This is a genomic window from Mycobacterium sp. 1465703.0 (assembly GCF_001672975.1).
In the GTDB taxonomy this organism is placed as follows: Bacteria; Actinomycetota; Actinomycetes; order Mycobacteriales; family Mycobacteriaceae; genus Mycobacterium.
The window spans coordinates 19,790-37,909 of the sequence record NZ_LZKU01000132.1 but is presented as its reverse complement, the minus strand read 5'-3'; the positions used below and the strand labels follow the sequence as shown (position 1 = coordinate 37,909).

Below are 18,120 nucleotides of genomic sequence, written 5' to 3'. Positions count from 1 at the left end.
AGTTGAGGTGCCGAACCAGAACGCGTCCACCGCTCGGCGCTCCGGAAGCCGAGTCGTGTATGCCGCCGGTGCGGTGCTGTGGCGACCAGGCGACGGCGACGCAACCGACCAGGACGTCGAAATCGCCGTCATTCACCGCCCCCGCTATGACGACTGGTCACTGCCCAAAGGCAAAGTGGACCCGGGCGAGACAGCGCCGGTGGCCGCCGTGCGAGAGGTGTACGAAGAGACGGGGCAGCGCACGACCCTCGGCCGCCGGCTCGACTTGGTGAGCTATCCGATCGACCAGGGCGTCAAAAAGGTCTACTACTGGTCCGCCCGCGCCACCGGCGGAGAATTCGCGCCGGGCCACGAAGTCGACAGGTTGCTGTGGCTGCCGATCGCCGAGGCGATGCAGAAGCTGGACTACTCGCAAGACCGAAAAGTGTTGCGCCACTTCAATAAAACGCCTGCCGACACCCAGACAGTGTTGGTGGTCCGGCATGGCACGGCCGGACGTAAGTCGCGTTTCTCCGGCGACGACGCCAAACGTCCGCTGGACAAACGCGGCCGCGCACAGGCCGAAGCGCTGGTACCGCAACTGTTGGCCTTTGGTGCATCACAGGTGTATGCGGCCGACCGCCTCCGCTGCCATCAGACCGTGGAACCACTTGCCGAGGAATTGGGCGTCTCCGTGCACAACGAGCCCGCTCTCACTGAAGAGGCTTACGCCAAAAATGCCAAGCGCGCACGGCACCGCATGCTGGAGATCGCCGAGCAGCAATGCACGCCGGTTGTCTGCACTCAGGGCAAAGTGATTCCCGACTTGATCGCGTGGTGGTGTGAGCGCGACGGCGTGCGGCCCGACAAATCTCGCAACCATAAGGGCAGCACCTGGGTGCTGTCGCTGTTAGACGGGCGGCTGGTGGCTGCCGACCACATCGGCGGCGCGCTGGCCGCCAATGTGCGCGCCTAGCCTGTAAGCGCACGAATACCCTTCGGCGGCACCGGTGCCGCCCGAAGGGTATTCGTGTCTAGAGGTGACTGCGCTTACTTGCGACCGCGGCGCGCGGTCGTCTTCTTGGCAGCGGCCTTGCGGGCCGGAGCCTTGCTCGCGGCCTTCTTGGCCGGAGCCTTGGTCGCGGCCTTCTTGACGGGAGCCTTCTTGGCCGCCGTCTTCTTGGCCGGAGCCTTGGTCGCCGCCTTGCGGACCGGAGCCTTGGTCGCCGCCTTCTTGGCCGGTGACTTGGTTGCGGCCTTCTTGGCGGGAGCCTTGGTCGCGGCCTTCTTGGCCGGAGCCTTCTTGGCCGCAGCCTTCTTGGCGGGAGCCTTCTTCGCGGCGGTCTTCTTAGCCGCACCACCACCCGCTACCACACCGCGCTTGACGGCCGGGCCGTCTGACGGGAGGCGCTGTGCGCCAGACACAACCGCTTTGAATTGGGCACCGGGGCGGAACGCCGGGACGGACGTCGGCTTCACCTTCACCGTCTCACCGGTCCGCGGGTTGCGGGCCACCCGCGCTGCGCGGCGCCGCTGTTCGAACACACCGAACCCGGTGATAGTGACGCTGTCGCCCTTGTGTACCGCACGCACAATGGTGTCGACAACATTCTCGACCGCTGCGGTCGCCTGTCGACGGTCCGTGTTCAATTTAGTTGTGAGCACATCAATGAGCTCTGCCTTGTTCATCAATCCCTCCGGAACTAGTGGTCCTCGATTTGAACCGACTAGTGGACACGGTAAACCCTCACCCAGCAAATTTCCAAGAGCCACGCGCAATTTCACGGCAAGGGCTACGGCGTTTTCGCAATCTGGTTGCCGCCCTTGACCGGTGGAGGGCCTTAAAAATCGGCTCGGTTTACTTAGCCGATCAAGGAGAAAATCGGCTTCGGTGGCCCGTTCACGAGGTAGGCAGAGTGCGCGGTTTCCAGTCCGGATACGTCGCTTCGTATGACTCGATTTTTTCGAGTTTCCGCAGCGTAAGGGCTATATCGTCAAGTCCTTCGAGCAGCCGCCAGGCGGTGTGGTCGTCAATGTTGAACGGCAGCACCGTCGTTCCCGCGGTGATATTTCGATCTTGAAGATTGACAGTGATTTCCATGCCGGGGCTCTGCTCGATGAGCTTCCAGAGCAGCTCCACATCGTCTTGGGAAACTTCGGCTGCCAGCAGCCCTGCCTTGCCGGCGTTGCCCCGGAAAATGTCACCGAATCGAGACGAGATGACCACTCGGAACCCGTAGTCCATCAGTGCCCACACCGCATGTTCACGCGACGAACCCGTGCCGAAATCTGGTCCTGCGACGAGCACCGACCCCCGGTCAAAGGGGCTGAGGTTTAGCACGAATGAGGGATCCGACCGCCAGCTGGCGAACAAGCCATCCTCGAAACCGGTTCGGGTGACGCGCTTCAAATACACCGCCGGAATGATCTGATCGGTGTCGACATTGGAGCGCCGCAGCGGCACACCGATACCGGTGTGGGTGTGAAATGCTTCCATGCTCATCCCCTTCACAGTCGAATACGTCAGCTCAAATCGGACGGAGCAGACAATGTCCCGCGCACTGCTGTCGCCGCGGCAACGGCCGGAGACACCAAATGCGTGCGGCCGCCTTTACCCTGGCGCCCTTCGAAGTTGCGGTTCGACGTCGCTGCGCAGCGCTCTCCCGCGGCGAGCTGGTCGGGATTCATGCCCAGGCACATTGAGCAGCCCGCTTGGCGCCATTCGGCACCGGCGGCGGTGAAAACTTCGCCCAGCCCTTCTGCTTCGGCCTGTGCACGCACCCGCATCGAGCCCGGCACGACGAGCATCCGTAGTCCGGGGGCGACCTTGCGGCCGCGCAGCACGTCGGCGACGACTCGTAGATCCTCGATACGACCGTTGGTACAAGAGCCGACGAACACCGTGTCAACGGCGACCTCACGCATCGGCGTACCCGGTCGAAGGTCCATATACGCCAACGCTTTCTCGGCCGCCTGGCGCTGTCCATCGTCGGTCATCAGCTCGGGATCCGGCACGGCGTCGGCGAGCGGAACACCCTGGCCGGGGTTGGTTCCCCATGTCACGAACGGGCTCAGCGACGCGGCGTCGAGGTAGACCTCGGTGTCGAATTCGGCGCCGGGGTCGGTATGCAGCCCCTGCCAATAACGCATTGCCGCATCCCATTGCGCCCCTTGCGGGGCGTGTGGACGGTCGCGCAAAAATTCATACGTGGTGGCGTCCGGAGCCACCATTCCCGCCCGGGCACCGGCCTCGATACTCATATTGCAGACGGTCATCCGGCCTTCCATCGACAGCGATTCGATGGCACTGCCGCGATATTCGATGACATGGCCCTGCCCACCGCCGGTGCCGATCTTGGCGATCAGGGCAAGAATGATGTCCTTGGCCGTCACGCCGTCGGGCAACTGCCCATCCACATTGACCGCCATTGTCTTGAACGGCCGCAGCGGCAATGTCTGAGTGGCCAGCACGTGCTCGACCTCCGAGGTGCCAATTCCCATGGCCAGTGCGCCGAATGCGCCGTGCGTCGAAGTGTGACTATCCCCACAGACGACCGTCATTCCGGGCTGAGTGAGGCCCAATTGCGGCCCCACCACATGCACGATGCCTTGCTCGACGTCGCCCATCGGATATAGCCGCACACCGAATTCGGCACAGTTGCGTCGCAGTGTCTCGACCTGGGTGCGCGATACCGGGTCCGCAATCGGCTTGTCGATATCGACGGTCGGAACGTTGTGATCCTCGGTGGCCAGCGTCAAATCGGGGCGGCGCACCGGCCGGCCGGCCAGGCGCAGGCCGTCGAAAGCCTGCGGGCTGGTGACTTCGTGCACCAGATGCAGATCGATATAGATCAGGTCGGGCTCGCTCGCCCCCCCGGATACCACTACGTGGTCGTCCCAAACTTTTTCGGCCAGAGTGCGCGGTTTCGCGCCGGCCGCCGACGCCCCTTGGTCGATTCCCATCTCGAACTCGCCTCAATTCGCCTCGTTAGCGGCTCGCCGATCCTTCGGGCTGTGATCTCAGAATACGAGACGCTAGTATCTCCTTGTGAGACAGCATAGCGGCATCGGCGTCCTGGACAAAGCCGTGGGTATCCTCCACGCGGTCTCCCAATCGCCCTGCGGGTTAGCCGAACTGTGTGAGCGGACGGCTCTTCCCCGCGCCACCGCGTACCGGCTGGCGGCCGCCCTCGAAGTCCATCGCCTGCTGGTGCGCGACGACGAAGGGCGCTGGTGCCTCGGTCCGGCCGTGAGTGAACTCTCGGCCCACGTCAACGATCCCCTGCTGGCCGCCAGCAGCGCGGTGCTGCCGCTGTTGCGTGAAACCACCGGCGAAAGCGTGCAGCTGTACCGCCGCGAGGGCACCGAGCGGGTCTGCGTGGCCGCGCTGGAACCCGCTGCGGGACTTCGCGATACGGTTCCGATCGGCGCGCGGCTGCCGATGACGGCCGGGTCGGGGGCCAAAGTGCTACTGGCCCATAGCGACGCGGGGACTCAGAAAGCGGTGCTCGCGACGGCGAAATTCACCGAACGGACGCTGGCCGAAGTACGGCGGCGGGGTTGGGCCCAAAGTGTGGCCGAGCGCGAGCCCGGGGTGGCGAGTGTGTCGGCGCCAGTGCGCGATAGCCGCGGCGCTGTCATCGCGGCCGTCTCGGTATCGGGCCCCATCGACCGCATCGGCCGTCGCCCGGGGGCACGCTGGGCCGCCGACTTGCTGTCCGCCGCCGAGGCGCTCACCCGCCGCCTCTGAGCGCAATGCTTGGCCATAAAGCGAAATGGTGAAAGGTGTCGCCGGCGGCGCAGCTGGAAAGCCACCGGGGCAAATCCATTCGCAGCCGGCCTGACAGACTGACCGGCATGGGAACCAATCAGCGCGCGAGCATCGTCATGTCCGAAGACGAGATCGCCGATTTCGTCGTCAAGAGCCGCACCGGCACGCTGGCCACCATCGGCGCCGACGGCCAGCCTCATCTGACCGCCATGTGGTACGCCGTGGTCGACGGCGAGATCTGGCTGGAGACCAAGGCCAAGTCGCAGAAGGCCGTCAACCTCAGGCGCGATCCGCGGGTGAGCTTTCTGATCGAGGACGGCGACACCTACGACACATTGCGCGGGGTGTCCTTCGAGGGCGTCGCCGAGATCGTCGACGATCCCGACGTCTCACACCGGGTGGGGGTGAGCGTCTGGGAGCGCTACACCGGTCCCTACACCGACGACATGAAACCTTTCGTCGAGCAGATGATGAACAAGCGGGTCTGTGTTCGCATCGTGGCCCGGCGGGCTCGCTCGTGGGATCACCGCAAACTCGGCTTGCCGGCCATGCCGGTGGGTGGATCGACAGCACCGGCGGTCCTGGGGACCGACCAGTAACTGCGATATTTGTAGCCCCGATGGGATTCGAACCCACGCTACCGCCGTGAGAGGGCGGCGTCCTAGGCCGCTAGACGACGGGGCCAGAAACGATCCAGAGACGATCCGGAGTGCCAGCATAGCTCACCCCGCTAAGCCCACCTAATCGCTTGAGACTGGGGGCTTTAGCGAGAGTTTTGCTGGGGTACCAGGACTCGAACCTAGAATGGCTGAACCAGAATCAGCTGTGTTGCCAATTACACCATACCCCATTGGCTGCCTAAAACCGCTGGTCAGCGTCGATTGCGGGCTTTTATAAGCTCTTTGGAGTCCGCCGCCGCCAGCCGTTGTCGGCCTTTCCTAAACCGCAGTGCAGACTACCAAAGTCTCGCCGGACAATCCGCACGCGTGGTCCCGGCCACTCAAGCGGGGTCCCGCCCGGCTGTCTCGCGCGCCGCGCGCAGCCGCTGCAGGCTGCGGTCACGACCGAGCAGCTCCAGTGACTCGAACAGCGGCGGGCTGATCGTCGTCCCGGTCGCCCCAACCCTGATCGGACCAAACGCCTTGCGGGGTTTGAGGCCCAGCTTGTCGATGAGCGCGGCCTTGAGAGCGGTCTCGATCTGCGGCGCCGTCCAGTCCGCCACGGTGTCGAGCGCGGCCAGCGCCGCGTCCAGAGCGGCGGCCCCGTCGGGTCCCAGCTCTTTGGCGGCGGCCTTGGGGTCGATGGCGTACTCATCGTCGTTGAGGAACTTCAGCAGCTCCCAGGCGTCGCCGAGCACCACGATCCGGGTCTGCACCAAGTCGGCGGCGACGGCGAAGCCGGCCTCATCCAGATCGAGGCGATGACCGTGGACGTCGAGATACTCGCGCAGCCTGGCGGTGAAGTCGTCGACCGCCAGCATCCGGATGTGCTCGGCATTGATAGCGTCGGCCTTCTTCTGGTCGAAGCGGGCGGGATTGGAGTTGACGTCGGCCACGTCGAACGCGGCCACCATCTCCTCGAGGCTGAACACGTCGTGGTCGTCGGCAATAGCCCAGCCGAGCAACGCGAGATAGTTGAGCAGGCCTTCGGGGATGAAACCCCGGTCGCGGTGGGCGAACAGGTTGGACTGCGGGTCGCGCTTGGACAGCTTCTTGGTCCCCTCCCCCAATACCGTTGGGAGGTGGGCGAATTGCGGAACGCGCTCGGCGATGCCGATCCGGATCAGGGCCTGATACAGCGCAATCTGGCGCGGGGTCGACGGCAGTATGTCCTCGCCCCGCAGCACATGGGTGATCTTCATCAGCGCGTCGTCACACGGGTTGACCAAGGTGTACAACGGATCTCCATTGGCGCGGGTCAACGCGAAATCGGGCACCGACCCGGCCGCGAAGCTGGTGGTTCCGCGAACCAGATCGTCCCAGATGAGGTCTTCGTCAGGCATCCGCAGCCGCACCACCGGCTTGCGGCCCTCCGCGAGAAACGCGGCACGCTGAGAATCGGTCAGCTGCCGGTCGAAATTGTCGTAGCCCAGCTTGGGATTACGGCCCGCGGCGATATGGCGCGCCTCGACCTCTTCGGGCGTCGAGAAGGCGTAATAGGCCTCCCCCGTTTCGACCAGCTTGCGCACCACATCGTGATAGATCTCACTGCGAAGCGACTGGCGGTACGGGGCATAGGGCCCGCCCACCTCGGGTCCCTCGTCCCAATCCAGGCCGAGCCAGCGCAGCGCGTCCAGCAGCGCCAGATAGCTTTCCTCACTGTCGCGCTGGGCATCGGTGTCCTCGATGCGAAAGACGAAGGTGCCCCCGGTGTGTCGCGCGTAGGCCCAGTTGAATAGCGCAGTGCGGACCATGCCGACGTGCGGGGTGCCGGTGGGCGATGGACAGAATCGGACGCGGACTTTGGCTGGTGTAGTCACGATTTTCCTTTACGGACCACGGGATTGGTGAGGGTGCCGATGCCCTCGATGGTGATGGAGACGGTGTCGCCGTCCTCGATGGGACCGACACCGGCCGGCGTTCCGGTGAGGATGATATCGCCGGGCAGCAGGGTCATCACGGCCGAAATCCACTCGACGATGGCGCCGATGTCGTGGATCAGCAGCGAAGTACGGCTGTGTTGCTTGACGTCGCCGTTGACCTCGGTGCGCAATTCCAGATCGCCGGGATCCAGTGGTTTGAGGTCGGTGACGATCCACGGCCCGACCGGGCAAAAGGTGTCATGCCCTTTGGCCCTGGTCCACTGGCCATCGGCTTTTTGTTGATCGCGGGCCGACACGTCGTTGCCGATGGTGTAGCCCAGGATGTTCTCCGCCGCCTGGGCGGCCGACACGTCCTTGCAGGGCCGGCCGATGACGACGGCAAGCTCGCCCTCGAAGTGCACCGGTGATGCGTTGGCCGGCAAACGAATCGGCACGTTCGGGCCGATGATCGCGGTGTTGGGTTTGAGGAAGATCACCGGATCCACCGGTGCGGGGCCGGTCATCTCCTTCATCTCGGCGATGTGATCGGCGTAGTTCTTTCCGATGCACACCACCTTGCTGGCAAGTATCGGCGCGAGCAGCCGGACGTCGGCCAACGGCCACGATCGGCCGGTGAAGTTCGGCGTGCCGAATGGATGCTCTGCGATCTCACGGGCGATCATCTCGGCTGGGTCGTTGAGGTCACCCTCGATACTGACGAAGGCGACACCGTCCGGGCTGGCGATTCGACCAAGGCGCATTTGGATGAGCCTAGTGACGGTCGCGAGCGCGGCGTAGCCGGGCGTGGCGGGCCGTCACCATCGGACCGAGTGACGGTCGCGAGCGCGGCGTAGCCGGGCGTGGCGGGCCGTCACCATCGGACCTAGTGACGGTCGCGAGCGCGGCGTAGCCGGGCGTGGCAGGCGACCCGGTACGGACCGGGTGGGGCGCACTGGCCAGCGGCCCGGTACGGACCGGGGTGGGGCGCCACCGGCGGGCAACGCCACAAGTCCTCCCCCTAAATTTCGCCCGGGTATGCAAGCATTGGGAATGCAGATCGACTCCGCCGCGACGCCCGAAAACGGCGCGGGCGCGCGCTGGTCGATCATGATCGTTTCACTGCTGGCGACGGCAAGTTCGTTCCTCTACATCAACGGCGTCGCGTTCATCATCCCGTCGCTGCAAGGCACCCGCGGGATCCGACTCGACGAAGCCGGTCTGCTGGCCTCGATGCCCAGCTGGGGCATGGTGGTCACGCTGGTGCTCTGGGGCTACGCGCTGGACCGGGTCGGCGAGCGGGTGGTGATGACCACGGGCTCAGCGCTTACCGCGATAGCGGCCTACGCCGCGGCCTCGGTGCATTCGATGGTGCTGACCGCTCTCTATCTGTTTCTCGGCGGTATGGCCGCCGCCGGCTGCAACACGGCCGGCGGGAGGCTGGTGTCCGCCTGGTTCCCGCCGCACCAGCGCGGCCTGGCGATGGGCATCCGGCAGACCGCGCAACCATTGGGAATCGCCTTGGGCGCGTTGATAATTCCTGAACTCGCCGAACACGGGCCACGCGCGGGGCTCAGGTTCACCGCACTGGCGTGCGCGGTCGGCGCGGTGTTGAGCGCTGTGGGGATCATCGACCCGCCACGCAAACCGCGCGCCAGTGCGAGCAATCAGGAACTCGCCAGCCCGTACCGAGGGTCGTTGACGCTGTGGCGAATTCATGCGGTGGCGGGACTGCTGATGATGCCGCAAACCGTGACGGTGACGTTCATGCTGGTATGGCTGATCAAAAACCTGCACTGGTCGGTGGCCGCCGCCGGCGGTTTGGTCACGCTGTCACAGTTGCTCGGCGCGCTCGGCCGCGTCGCGGTGGGCCGCTTATCCGATCGGCTCGGCTCACGCATGAGGCCGGTGCGCTATATCGCGGCCGCCGCCGTGCTGGCGTTGCTGCTGCTGGCGTGGGCCGATCACACCAACTCCCGATGGCAGGCCGGGCTCATGGTCTTGATCTCGGTGATCGCGGTACTCGACAACGGACTGGAAGCCACCGCCATCACCGAATTCGCCGGGCCTTATTGGAGCGGACGCGCGCTGGGCATTCAGAACACCACGCAGCGCATGATGGCGGCCGCCGGCCCGCCGCTGTTCGGTGCGTTGATTTCGGCCGCCAAGTATCCACCGGCGTGGTTGTTGTGCGCACTGTTCCCGCTGGCGGCGGCACCGTTGGTGCCGACGCGGTTACTCCCACCCGGCTTGGAGACTAGAGCGCAGCAGCAATCCGTTCGCCGACTTCGCTGGTGGCGCGCCGTTCGTTCGGCCGCGTTGCCAGGTACTGCTCGACCGCCCGGTCCACCCGCTTAGCGGCAGCGTCCTCGCCGAGATGGGCGAGCAGCAGCGCCACCGACATGATGGCAGCGGTCGGATCGGCGATGCCCTGACCGGCGATATCCGGTGCGCTGCCGTGGACCGGCTCGAACATCGAGGGATTGGTGCGGGTGCCGTCGATATTTCCACTGGCGGCCAAGCCAATTCCGCCGCACACCGCCGCGGACAGGTCGGTGATGATGTCGCCGAACAGGTTGTCGGTGACGATCACGTCGAAGCGACCGGGGTCGGTGACCATGAAGATGGTCGCCGCGTCGATGTGTTGATAGGCGACCTCGACGTCGGGGTAGTCCTGGCCGACCTCGGCGACGATGCGCGACCACAGCTTGCCCGCGAAGGTCAGCACGTTGGTTTTGTGCACCAGTGTCAAGTGCTTTCGGCGTCGCCGGGCGCGCTCGAACGCGTCGACCACTACGCGGCGTACCCCGAAAGCCGTGTTCTGGCTTACTTCGGTGGCGACTTCGTTGGGCGTTCCCACCCGGATGGCACCGCCGGTGCCGGTGTAGGGGCCTTCCGTTCCCTCGCGCACCACCACGAAGTCGATCTCGGGATTGCCGGCCAGTGGGCTGTTCACACCCGGATACAGCCGCCCCGGCCGCAGGTTGATGTGATGATCGAGCTCGAAACGCAGGCGCAGCAACAAACCTCGCTCCAGCACGCCGCTGGGCACCGAGGGGTCACCGATTGCCCCGAGCAGGATGGCGTCATGCGTGCGCAACTCGTCGATGACCGAGTCCGGCAGTAGCTCGCCGGTGGCGTGGTATCGCCGCGCGCCCAGGTCATAGCTGGTCTTGTCCACCCCCGGCAGCACCGCGTCGAGGACTTTGATGGCCTCGGTAATGACTTCGGGTCCGATCCCGTCACCCTCGATCACCGCCAGCCTCATCGGCGCCGCTCCTCATCGCGTCGGTGTGCATTGTGGTCGGCTTCGGTCATCGGCGCCGCTCCTCCTCATCGTTTCGCTCTGCATCGTCGCCGGCGCTCACGACAGATCAACCACCTCAAGCTTGTTGGCGCCGACTGCCGCACCGATCTCCGACCGCACCTCGCCCGGCACGTCGCGGTCCAGCCGCAGCAGAATCGTCGCACCGGGACCCTCGGCGTCCTCGGACAGTTGCGCGGCTTGGATGTTCACCCCGGCCGAACCCAGCAAGGTGCCGATCTTGCCCAGCGCGCCGGGCTGGTCGACATAGTTGATCACCAGGTTGGTGCCGCGGGCGCGCAGATCGAAGTTGCGGCCGTTGATTTGCACGATCTTCTCCACCAGTTGCGGGCCGGACAGGGTGCCCGCGACGTTGACGGCGGTGCCGTCGTGTGCAACCGCGCGCACGTCGACCACGCTGCGGTGGTTCGGGCTTTCCGAGGCGGTGCCGATTTCGGTGGTAATGCCGCGTTCTTCGGCCAGCGCCGGCGCATTGACGAACGTCACGGGCCCCTCGACGACGGCCGAGAACAAGCCGCGCAGGGCCGAAAGTTTAAGCACCTCAACATCTTCGGAGGCGAGCTCGCCGCGTACCTGCACCGACAGCGACACCGGCGGGCCGTCGGACAGGGTGGCGGCCAGCACACCGAGCTTGCGCACCAGGTCCAGCCAGGGGGCAACCTCCTCGTTGACCACCCCACCACCGACGTTGACCGCGTCGGGGACGAATTCCCCGGCCAGAGCGAGTTTCACGCTTGCCGCCACATCGGTGCCGGCCCGGTCCTGCGCCTCTTCGGTCGACGCGCCCAGGTGCGGTGTGACCACCACTTGCGGCAGTTCGAACAGCGGGCTGTCGGTGCACGGCTCTTTGGAGAAGACGTCCAGACCGGCCGCGCGCACATGGCCACTGCGCACCGCGTCGGCCAGCGCCGCCTCGTCCACCAGACCACCACGGGCGGCGTTGACGATGATGACGCCCGGCTTGGTCTTCGCCAGCGCGTCCTTGTCGATCAGTCCCGCCGTCTCGGGCGTCTTCGGCAAGTGCACCGAGATGAAGTCGGCGCGGGCCAGCAATTCGTCCAACGTCAACAGTTCGATGCCCAACTGCGCGGCACGGGCCGGCGATACGTAGGGGTCGTAGGCGACCAGATGGGTGCCGAAGGCGCTGAGCCGCTGGGCAACCAACTGCCCGATCCGGCCCAGACCGACGACACCGACCGTTTTGCCGAAGATCTCGGTGCCCGAGAACGACGACCGCTTCCAGGCGTGCTCGCGCAGCGAGGCATCGGCGGCCGGCACCTGGCGGGCCGCGGACAGCAGCAGCGCCAGCGCGTGTTCGGCGGCGCTGTGGATGTTCGATGTCGGCGCGTTGACCACCAGCACCCCCCGCTCGGTGGCGGCGTCGACGTCGACGTTGTCCAGCCCTACCCCGGCGCGGGCGACGATCTTCAGCTTGGGCGCCGCGGCCAGCACCTCGGCATCGACGGTGGTGGCCGAACGCACCAGCAGCGCGTCGGCCTCCGGCACGGCCGCCAGCAGCTTCTCGCGATCGGGGCCGTCTACCCAACGCACCTCGACCTGGTCGCCCAGGGCAGCGACGGTTGATTCGGCGAGCTTGTCGGCAATGAGTACAACAGGCAGATTCACCCGGCCAGCCTATCGGCTGTAATTGACGCGTGGACGTCACCATCGTCGGCAGCGGACCCAACGGGTTGACCGCTGCCGTAATCTGCGCCCGGGCCGGCCTGAAAGTGCAGGTCGTCGAAGCTGAGCCGACCTTCGGCGGGGGCGCGCGCACCGCACCGGACCCAGATTCTGCGGGAGTCTTGCACGACATCTGCTCCGCCGTGCATCCGCTGGCGCTGGCGTCGCCGTTCTTCAGGGAGTTCGACCTGCCCGCCCGCGGCGTGCAACTGGCGGTGCCGCAGATTTCGTACGCCAACCCGCTGCCGGGCCGCCCCGCGGTCATCGCTTACCGCGATCTTGACCGCACCTGTGCCGAATTGGAGCACGGCGCGTCCTTCCGACGCCTGCTCGGCCCGCTGGTCGAACGTTCTGATGACGTGGTGGCGCTGCTGCTGGGCGACAAACGGTCGCTGCCGAACTCGCCGGCCTCGGCGCTGCGGCTGGGGTTGCGGATGCTGGCCCAGGGCACCCCCGCATGGGGATCGCTGGCCGGCGAAGACGCCCGCGCGCTGTTCACCGGCGTTGCGGCGCATATCATTTCGCGGATGCCGTCGCTGACCGCGGCGGGTGCAGGGTTGATGCTGGCCACCCTGGCGCATTCGGTCGGCTGGCCGATTCCGGTGGGCGGCAGCCAGGCGATCACCGACGCCCTGATCGCCGACCTGCGCGCGCACGGCGGCGAACTCACCGCGGGCACCGAAGTCACCGAACCGCCCGGCGGAGTCGTCGCCTTCGATACGGCGCCGACCGCGCTGCTGCGGATCTACGGCGAAGCCCTTCCCTCTCGCTACGCTAAGGCGTTGCGGCGCTATACGTTTGGTCCCGGCGTCGCCAAGGTCGATTTCGTCCTCAACGACGAGATTCCGTGGTCGGACTCCCGGCTGCGGCAGGCCCCCACCCTGCACCTCGGTGGCACCCGGGCGCAGATGGCTCGCGCGGAGGCCGACATCGCCGCCGGCCGCCAGGCGCAGTGGCCCATGGTGCTGGCCGCGTCGCCGCATGTCGCCGACCCCGGCCGCATCGACGCCGCCGGCCGCCGCCCCTTCTGGACCTATGCCCACGTGCCTTCGGGGTCCACCCTCGACGCGACCGAAGCGGTGACCGCGGTGGTCGAACGGTTCGCCCCCGGCTTCCGCGACGTCGTGGTGGCCACCCGCGCGGTGCCCGCCGCCCGGTTGAGCGACCACAACGCCAATTACGTGTGCGGCGACATCGGGATGGGCGGCAATTCCGCCTGGCGGGCGATCGCCGGCCCGACGCCGCGGTTAAACCCTTGGCGCACACCAATACCCAAGGTGTATCTGTGCTCTGCGGCCACACCGCCCGGCGGTGGAGTGCACGGCATGGCCGGTTACTACGCCGCACGCACCTTGTTACGCCGTGAATTCGGGATCGCCACGGTTCCGGATCTGCGGCCTACCATTACCCCGTGACGAAACTTGCCATCATCTACTACTCGGCCACCGGTCATGGCGCCACGATGGCGCAGCGTGTCGCCGCCGCGGCCGAGTCGGCTGGGGCCGAAGTCCGGTTGCGCCACGTCGCCGAAACACAGGATCCCCAATCGTTCGCCCACAATCCCGCGTGGACGGCGAACTACGAAGCTACCAAAGACCTTCCGACCGCAACCGGCGACGACATCATCTGGGCCGATGCGGTGATCTTTCGGTTCACCGACCCGGTTCGGTGCTCCGGCAGCGCAATTACGCGCTTTCCTCGACTCGCTGGGCGGGCTGTGGGCGCAAGGCAGGCTCGCCGACAAGGTGTATGCCGGCTTCACGTCGTCCAATACGCTGCACGGCGGTCAGGAAACCACCCTGCTCTCGCTGTACATCACGCTGATGCATTTCGGCGGCATCATCGTGCCCCCGGGATACACCGACCCGTGCAAGTTCGTCGACGGCAATCCCTATGGGGTGAGCCTGGTCAGCACGCACGACAACATCAACGAATTCGACGAGCCCACCACCACCGCCCTCGAGCATCTGGCCCGGCGGGTGGTCGAAACGGCGGGGCGCCTCGCGGCGTCTTAGCCCGTAGGCCGACGCCCGACCGGCCGGGCGGGCGAGTCCGGCCGCCCGGCCAGGCGAGCGCTCAGGCGAAAAGCGCTAGGCGGTTTCGGTGATCGGCCGGTCGACCCAGCTCATCAGGTCGCGCAGTTTCTTGCCGATCACCTCGATGGGGTGCTCGGCGTTCTCCTTGCGCAGCGCCTCGAGTTGCTTGTTACCGCCCTCGACGTTGGCGACCAGCTTCTTCGTGAAGTCACCATTCTGGATGTCGCGCAGGATCTCTCGCATCCGCTCCTTGGTGCCGGCGTCGATAACACGCGGACCAGACAGGTAGCCGCCGAATTCAGCGGTGTCGGAGACCGAGTAGTTCATCCGCGCGATGCCACCCTCGTACATCAGGTCGACGATCAGCTTGAGCTCGTGCAGCACCTCGAAGTAGGCCATCTCCGGCGGGTACCCCGCCTCGACCATCACATCGAAACCGGTCTTGACCAATTCCTCTGTGCCACCGCACAATACGGCCTGCTCACCGAATAGATCGGTCTCCGTCTCGTCCTTGAAGGTGGTCTTGATGACACCCGCGCGGGTACCGCCGATGGCCTTGGCATACGACAACGCCAACGCCTCGCCTTTGCCGGTCGGGTCCTGGTCGACGGCGATCAGCGCGGGCACACCCTTGCCGTCGACGAACTGCCGGCGCACCAGGTGCCCGGGGCCCTTCGGCGCCACCATGGCGATGGTGACGTTGGCCGGCGGCTTGATCAGGTCGAAGTGGATGTTGAGCCCATGCCCGAAGAACAGCGCGTCGCCATCGTTGAGGTTGGGTTCGATGTCGTTCTTGAAGATTTCGGCCTGCGCGGTGTCGGGCGCCAGCAGCATGATGACGTCGGCCCACTTGGCGACCTCGGCCGGGGTGTCGACCTCCAGGCCCTGCTCCTCGACCTTGGGCCGCGACTTGGAGCCCTCCTTCAGCCCCACCTTCACCTGCACGCCGGAATCACGCAGGCTCAGCGAATGCGCGTGTCCCTGGCTGCCGTATCCGATGACGCCGACCTTTCGACCCTGGATGATCGCCAGATCCGCGTCGTCGTCGTAGAACATCGGCAATGTCGCCCCGGACGGATTAGCCACTTCAATATCTCCTTCTTGTTTACACCGAAAACTTATTTGGCCGTGCCGATTCCGCGTGGTCCGCGAGACAACGACACCACCCCGGATTGGACGATTTCGCGGATACCGAAAGGTTCCAGGACGCGCAGTAGCGCCTCGATCTTACCGCGGTCGCCCGTCGCCTCGATCGTCAGCGCCTCCGGCGAGACGTCAATGACCTTGGCGCGGAACAGGTTCACCGCTTCGATCACCTGACTGCGGCTACCTGCGTCGGCGCGCACCTTGATCAGCGACAACTCGCGCGACACCGAGTTGTCGTCGTCGAGTTCGACGATCTTGATGACGTTGATCAGCTTGTTGAGCTGCTTGGTGATCTGCTCGAGCGGGGTCTCCTCGGCGGAGACCACGATGGTCATCCGCGACATGTCTTTTTGCTCGGTGGCGCCGACGGCCAGCGATTCGATGTTGAAGCCGCGCCGCGAGAACAGCGCCGCCACCCGGGCGAGCACACCGGGTTTGTCTTCGACCAGCACCGAGAGCGTGTGCGTTTTCGGGTTCATCAGACGTGCCCCTCGGTTTCGTCGTCGAACAGCGGGCGGATTCCGCGGGCCGCCTGAATCTCGTCATTGCTGGTGCCGGCGGCCACCATTGGCCACACTTGCGCGTCGGCGCCGACGATGAAGTCGATCACCACCGGGCGGTCGTTGATCGCACGCGCCTGATTGATCACGTCGACAACGTCTTCTTCACGCTCACAACGCAATCCGACACAGCCCAACGCCTCCGCCAGCTTCACGAAGTCCGGGATGCGATGCGAGTGCGTGGCCAGATCGGTCTGCGAATAGCGCTCCTCGTAGAAGAGCGTCTGCCACTGGCGGACCATGCCCAGGTTGCCGTTGTTGATCAGCGCCACCTTGATCGGCACGCCTTCGATCGCACAGGTCGCCAGCTCCTGGTTGGTCATCTGGAAACAGCCGTCGCCGTCGATCGCCCACACCTCGGCGTCCGGGCGAGCCATCTTGGCGCCCATGGCAGCCGGAATGGCAAACCCCATGGTGCCCAACCCGCCCGAGTTGAGCCAGGTGCGCGGCTTTTCATACGAGATGAATTGCGCCGCCCACATCTGGTGCTGTCCGACGCCGGCAACGTACAAAGCGTCCGGACCGGCGATCTGGCCCAGCTTCTCGATGACGTATTCCGGGCCCAGGCTGCCGTCGCTCTGCGGCCCGTAGCTCAACGGGTAGGTGGACTGAACTTCGTTCAGGTAGGCCCACCACTCGGTCATGTCGAGCTTGCCGGGAATGCCGTCGTTGCGCAGCAACTCGAGCAGTTCGACGATGACAGCTTTGACGTCGCCGACGATCGGTACGTCGGCGTGGCGATTCTTGCCGATCTCGGCCGGGTCGATGTCGGCATGAATGACCTTGGCTTCGGGCGCGAAGGTGTCCAGTTTCCCGGTCACCCGGTCATCGAAGCGGGTGCCCAGCGCGATCAGCAGATCGCTGCGCTGCAGGGCCGCCACCGCGGCGACGGTGCCATGCATGCCGGGCATGCCCATGTGCTGCGGATGGCTGTCCGGGAACGCCCCGCGGGCCATCAGCGTGGTCACCACCGGAATGCCGGTCAGCTCGGCCAGCTCGTGCAACTGCTCGGTCGCCTCACCGCGGATGACACCGCCGCCCACGTAGAGCACCGGCTTGCGGGCGGACGCGATCAGCCTGGCGGCCTCACGGATCTGCCGGCTGTGCGGCTTGGTGTTCGGCTTGTAGCCGGGCAGATCCAGGCGCGGCGGCCAGCTGAAGGTGCACTGGCCCTGCAGCACGTCTTTGGGGATGTCGACGAGCACCGCACCGGGGCGGCCCGAGGAGGCGATGTGAAACGCCTCGGCGAGCACCTGCGGGATCTCGTTACCCGAGCGGACCAGGAAGTTGTGCTTGGTGATGGGCATCGTGATGCCCGAGATGTCGGCTTCCTGGAAGGCGTCGGTGCCGATCAGCGAGCGCCCGACCTGGCCGGTGACGGCGACGACGGGTATCGAGTCCATCTGGGCGTCGGCCAGTGCGGTCACCAGGTTGGTGGCGCCGGGGCCGGACGTCGCCATGCAGACGCCGACCTTGCCGGTGGCGTGCGCGTAACCGCTGGCGGCGTGGCCGGCGCCCTGCTCGTGGCGGACCAGCACGTGGCGCAGCTTTTTCGAGTCGAACAGCGGGTCATAGACCGGCAGCACCGCGCCGCCCGGGATGCCGAAGATGACCTCCACGCCGAGTTCCTCCAGCGACCGGATCACCGACTGTGCACCGGTAAGTTGCTCGGGCCCAATACGTTTCGGTTTGGCGGCCGTGGCCTTGGCGGCGGGCCTGGCGGCATCCGTGGCAATGTCGGCAGCCTCCGGTGCCGCGGGGGCGTGCTGCCTGATGGGAGCGCTCACTGTCGTTCAGTCCTTATTCATTCCGGGAGTCTCGCTGGGGCAACAAAAAACCCCCGACAGCTCATCTGCTGCACGAGGGTTGCGCGCTGGTGCTGGATTGCTTCACATGCTGAAGGGCAAGTCAGACACCAACGCGCTGACTAATTACTACAAGCATCCCGGGCTTTCCGGCGGTATCCATAGCGTCCGACGGTAGCCTTCGCACAGCTCAGCAGTCAAATCCGGGACCGTCGACGCCCCGGCGACCAGGCGGGTTGGCCGGGCGAACGCTCGGGGGAATCGATCACGTATGGCGGATGAAATGATGGTCGGGTG

Annotated in this window: 15 protein-coding genes, 2 tRNA genes and 1 pseudogene; 6 read left to right on the top strand and 12 right to left on the bottom strand. The window is 65.8% G+C overall.

Going from position 1 to position 18,120, the window contains the following annotated elements; genetic code table 11:
* Positions 1-7 precede the first annotated feature (7 nt).
* Complete coding sequence (locus A5625_RS11750) at positions 8-955, top strand: NUDIX hydrolase (protein ID WP_066993296.1); 948 nt, start codon at positions 8-10, stop codon at positions 953-955.
* A gap of 74 nt (positions 956-1,029) precedes the next feature.
* Here A5625_RS11750 and A5625_RS11745 read toward each other — a convergent pair whose 3' ends face one another.
* From A5625_RS11745 to leuC, 3 genes are all read right to left on the bottom strand, one after another.
* A complete protein-coding gene (locus tag A5625_RS11745; RefSeq protein WP_066993293.1) occupies positions 1,030-1,668 on the bottom strand; it encodes an HU family DNA-binding protein in 639 nt (212 codons plus the stop codon).
* A gap of 211 nt (positions 1,669-1,879) precedes the next feature.
* Positions 1,880-2,476: a 3-isopropylmalate dehydratase small subunit gene (gene leuD, locus A5625_RS11740; RefSeq protein ID WP_066993337.1), complete on the bottom strand. Its 597-nt coding sequence runs from the start codon at positions 2,474-2,476 to the stop codon at positions 1,880-1,882.
* Between the two features lie 26 nt (positions 2,477-2,502).
* Positions 2,503-3,942, bottom strand: coding sequence for a 3-isopropylmalate dehydratase large subunit (gene leuC / locus A5625_RS11735; RefSeq protein ID WP_066993290.1), 1,440 nt, complete (start codon positions 3,940-3,942; stop codon positions 2,503-2,505).
* A gap of 85 nt (positions 3,943-4,027) precedes the next feature.
* On the opposite strand from leuC, the gene A5625_RS11730 reads away from it, so the two are divergent.
* Together A5625_RS11730 and A5625_RS11725 are read left to right on the top strand one after the other, a co-directional pair.
* Complete coding sequence (locus A5625_RS11730; RefSeq protein WP_066993288.1) at positions 4,028-4,729, top strand: IclR family transcriptional regulator; 702 nt, start codon at positions 4,028-4,030, stop codon at positions 4,727-4,729.
* 107 nt (positions 4,730-4,836) lie between these two features.
* The gene (locus A5625_RS11725) at positions 4,837-5,349 is read left to right on the top strand and encodes a pyridoxamine 5'-phosphate oxidase family protein (RefSeq protein WP_066993335.1); all 513 of its coding nucleotides are present in this window, start codon (positions 4,837-4,839) and stop codon (positions 5,347-5,349) included.
* A 12-nt stretch (positions 5,350-5,361) separates the two neighbouring features.
* Here the strand turns inward: A5625_RS11725 and A5625_RS11720 are convergent.
* The 4 genes from A5625_RS11720 to A5625_RS11705 form a co-directional block, all read right to left on the bottom strand.
* Positions 5,362-5,434: transfer RNA gene (locus tag A5625_RS11720), tRNA-Glu, on the bottom strand.
* A gap of 94 nt (positions 5,435-5,528) precedes the next feature.
* Positions 5,529-5,600, bottom strand: a tRNA-Gln gene (locus tag A5625_RS11715).
* A 150-nt stretch (positions 5,601-5,750) separates the two neighbouring features.
* A complete protein-coding gene (gene gltX / locus A5625_RS11710) occupies positions 5,751-7,229 on the bottom strand; it encodes a glutamate--tRNA ligase (protein ID WP_082984374.1) in 1,479 nt (492 codons plus the stop codon).
* Complete coding sequence (locus A5625_RS11705; RefSeq protein WP_066993282.1) at positions 7,226-8,032, bottom strand: fumarylacetoacetate hydrolase family protein; 807 nt, start codon at positions 8,030-8,032, stop codon at positions 7,226-7,228. The genes gltX and A5625_RS11705 overlap by 4 nt, the downstream gene beginning before the upstream one ends.
* Before the next feature lie 289 nt (positions 8,033-8,321).
* Between A5625_RS11705 and A5625_RS11700 the strand changes: the two genes are divergently transcribed.
* Positions 8,322-9,626 (top strand): MFS transporter, encoded by a 1,305-nt coding sequence (locus A5625_RS11700; protein WP_066993279.1) that lies wholly within the window; start codon positions 8,322-8,324, stop codon positions 9,624-9,626.
* Here the strand turns inward: A5625_RS11700 and A5625_RS11695 are convergent.
* Together A5625_RS11695 and serA are read right to left on the bottom strand one after the other, a co-directional pair.
* Complete coding sequence (locus tag A5625_RS11695; RefSeq protein ID WP_066993276.1) at positions 9,526-10,536, bottom strand: 3-isopropylmalate dehydrogenase; 1,011 nt, start codon at positions 10,534-10,536, stop codon at positions 9,526-9,528. The genes A5625_RS11700 and A5625_RS11695 overlap by 101 nt on opposite strands.
* 96 nt (positions 10,537-10,632) lie before the next feature.
* Positions 10,633-12,219, bottom strand: a complete 1,587-nt coding sequence (gene serA, locus A5625_RS11690; RefSeq protein WP_066993273.1) for a phosphoglycerate dehydrogenase — start codon at positions 12,217-12,219, stop codon at positions 10,633-10,635.
* Positions 12,220-12,248: 29 nt separating this feature from the next.
* Between serA and A5625_RS11685 the strand changes: the two genes are divergently transcribed.
* Entirely contained in the window at positions 12,249-13,691 is a 1,443-nt protein-coding gene (locus A5625_RS11685) for an NAD(P)/FAD-dependent oxidoreductase (RefSeq protein ID WP_066993271.1), read from the top strand.
* Positions 13,688-14,291: pseudogene (gene wrbA, locus A5625_RS11680) on the top strand (NAD(P)H:quinone oxidoreductase). The gene A5625_RS11685 and the pseudogene wrbA overlap by 4 nt, the downstream one beginning before the upstream one ends.
* Before the next feature lie 75 nt (positions 14,292-14,366).
* Here the strand turns inward: wrbA and ilvC are convergent.
* The 3 genes from ilvC to A5625_RS11665 all read right to left on the bottom strand — a co-directional run bounded on the left by ilvC (position 14,367) and on the right by A5625_RS11665 (position 17,805).
* On the bottom strand, positions 14,367-15,368 hold the full coding sequence (gene ilvC / locus A5625_RS11675; protein WP_066993268.1) for a ketol-acid reductoisomerase: 1,002 nt from the start codon (positions 15,366-15,368) through the stop codon (positions 14,367-14,369).
* 62 nt (positions 15,369-15,430) lie between these two features.
* A complete protein-coding gene (ilvN, locus tag A5625_RS11670) occupies positions 15,431-15,937 on the bottom strand; it encodes an acetolactate synthase small subunit (RefSeq protein WP_066993265.1) in 507 nt (168 codons plus the stop codon).
* The gene (locus tag A5625_RS11665; RefSeq protein WP_066993259.1) at positions 15,937-17,805 is read right to left on the bottom strand and encodes an acetolactate synthase large subunit; all 1,869 of its coding nucleotides are present in this window, start codon (positions 17,803-17,805) and stop codon (positions 15,937-15,939) included. Before A5625_RS11665 ends, ilvN begins: the two co-directional genes overlap by 1 nt.
* Positions 17,806-18,120: the final 315 nt, after the last annotated feature.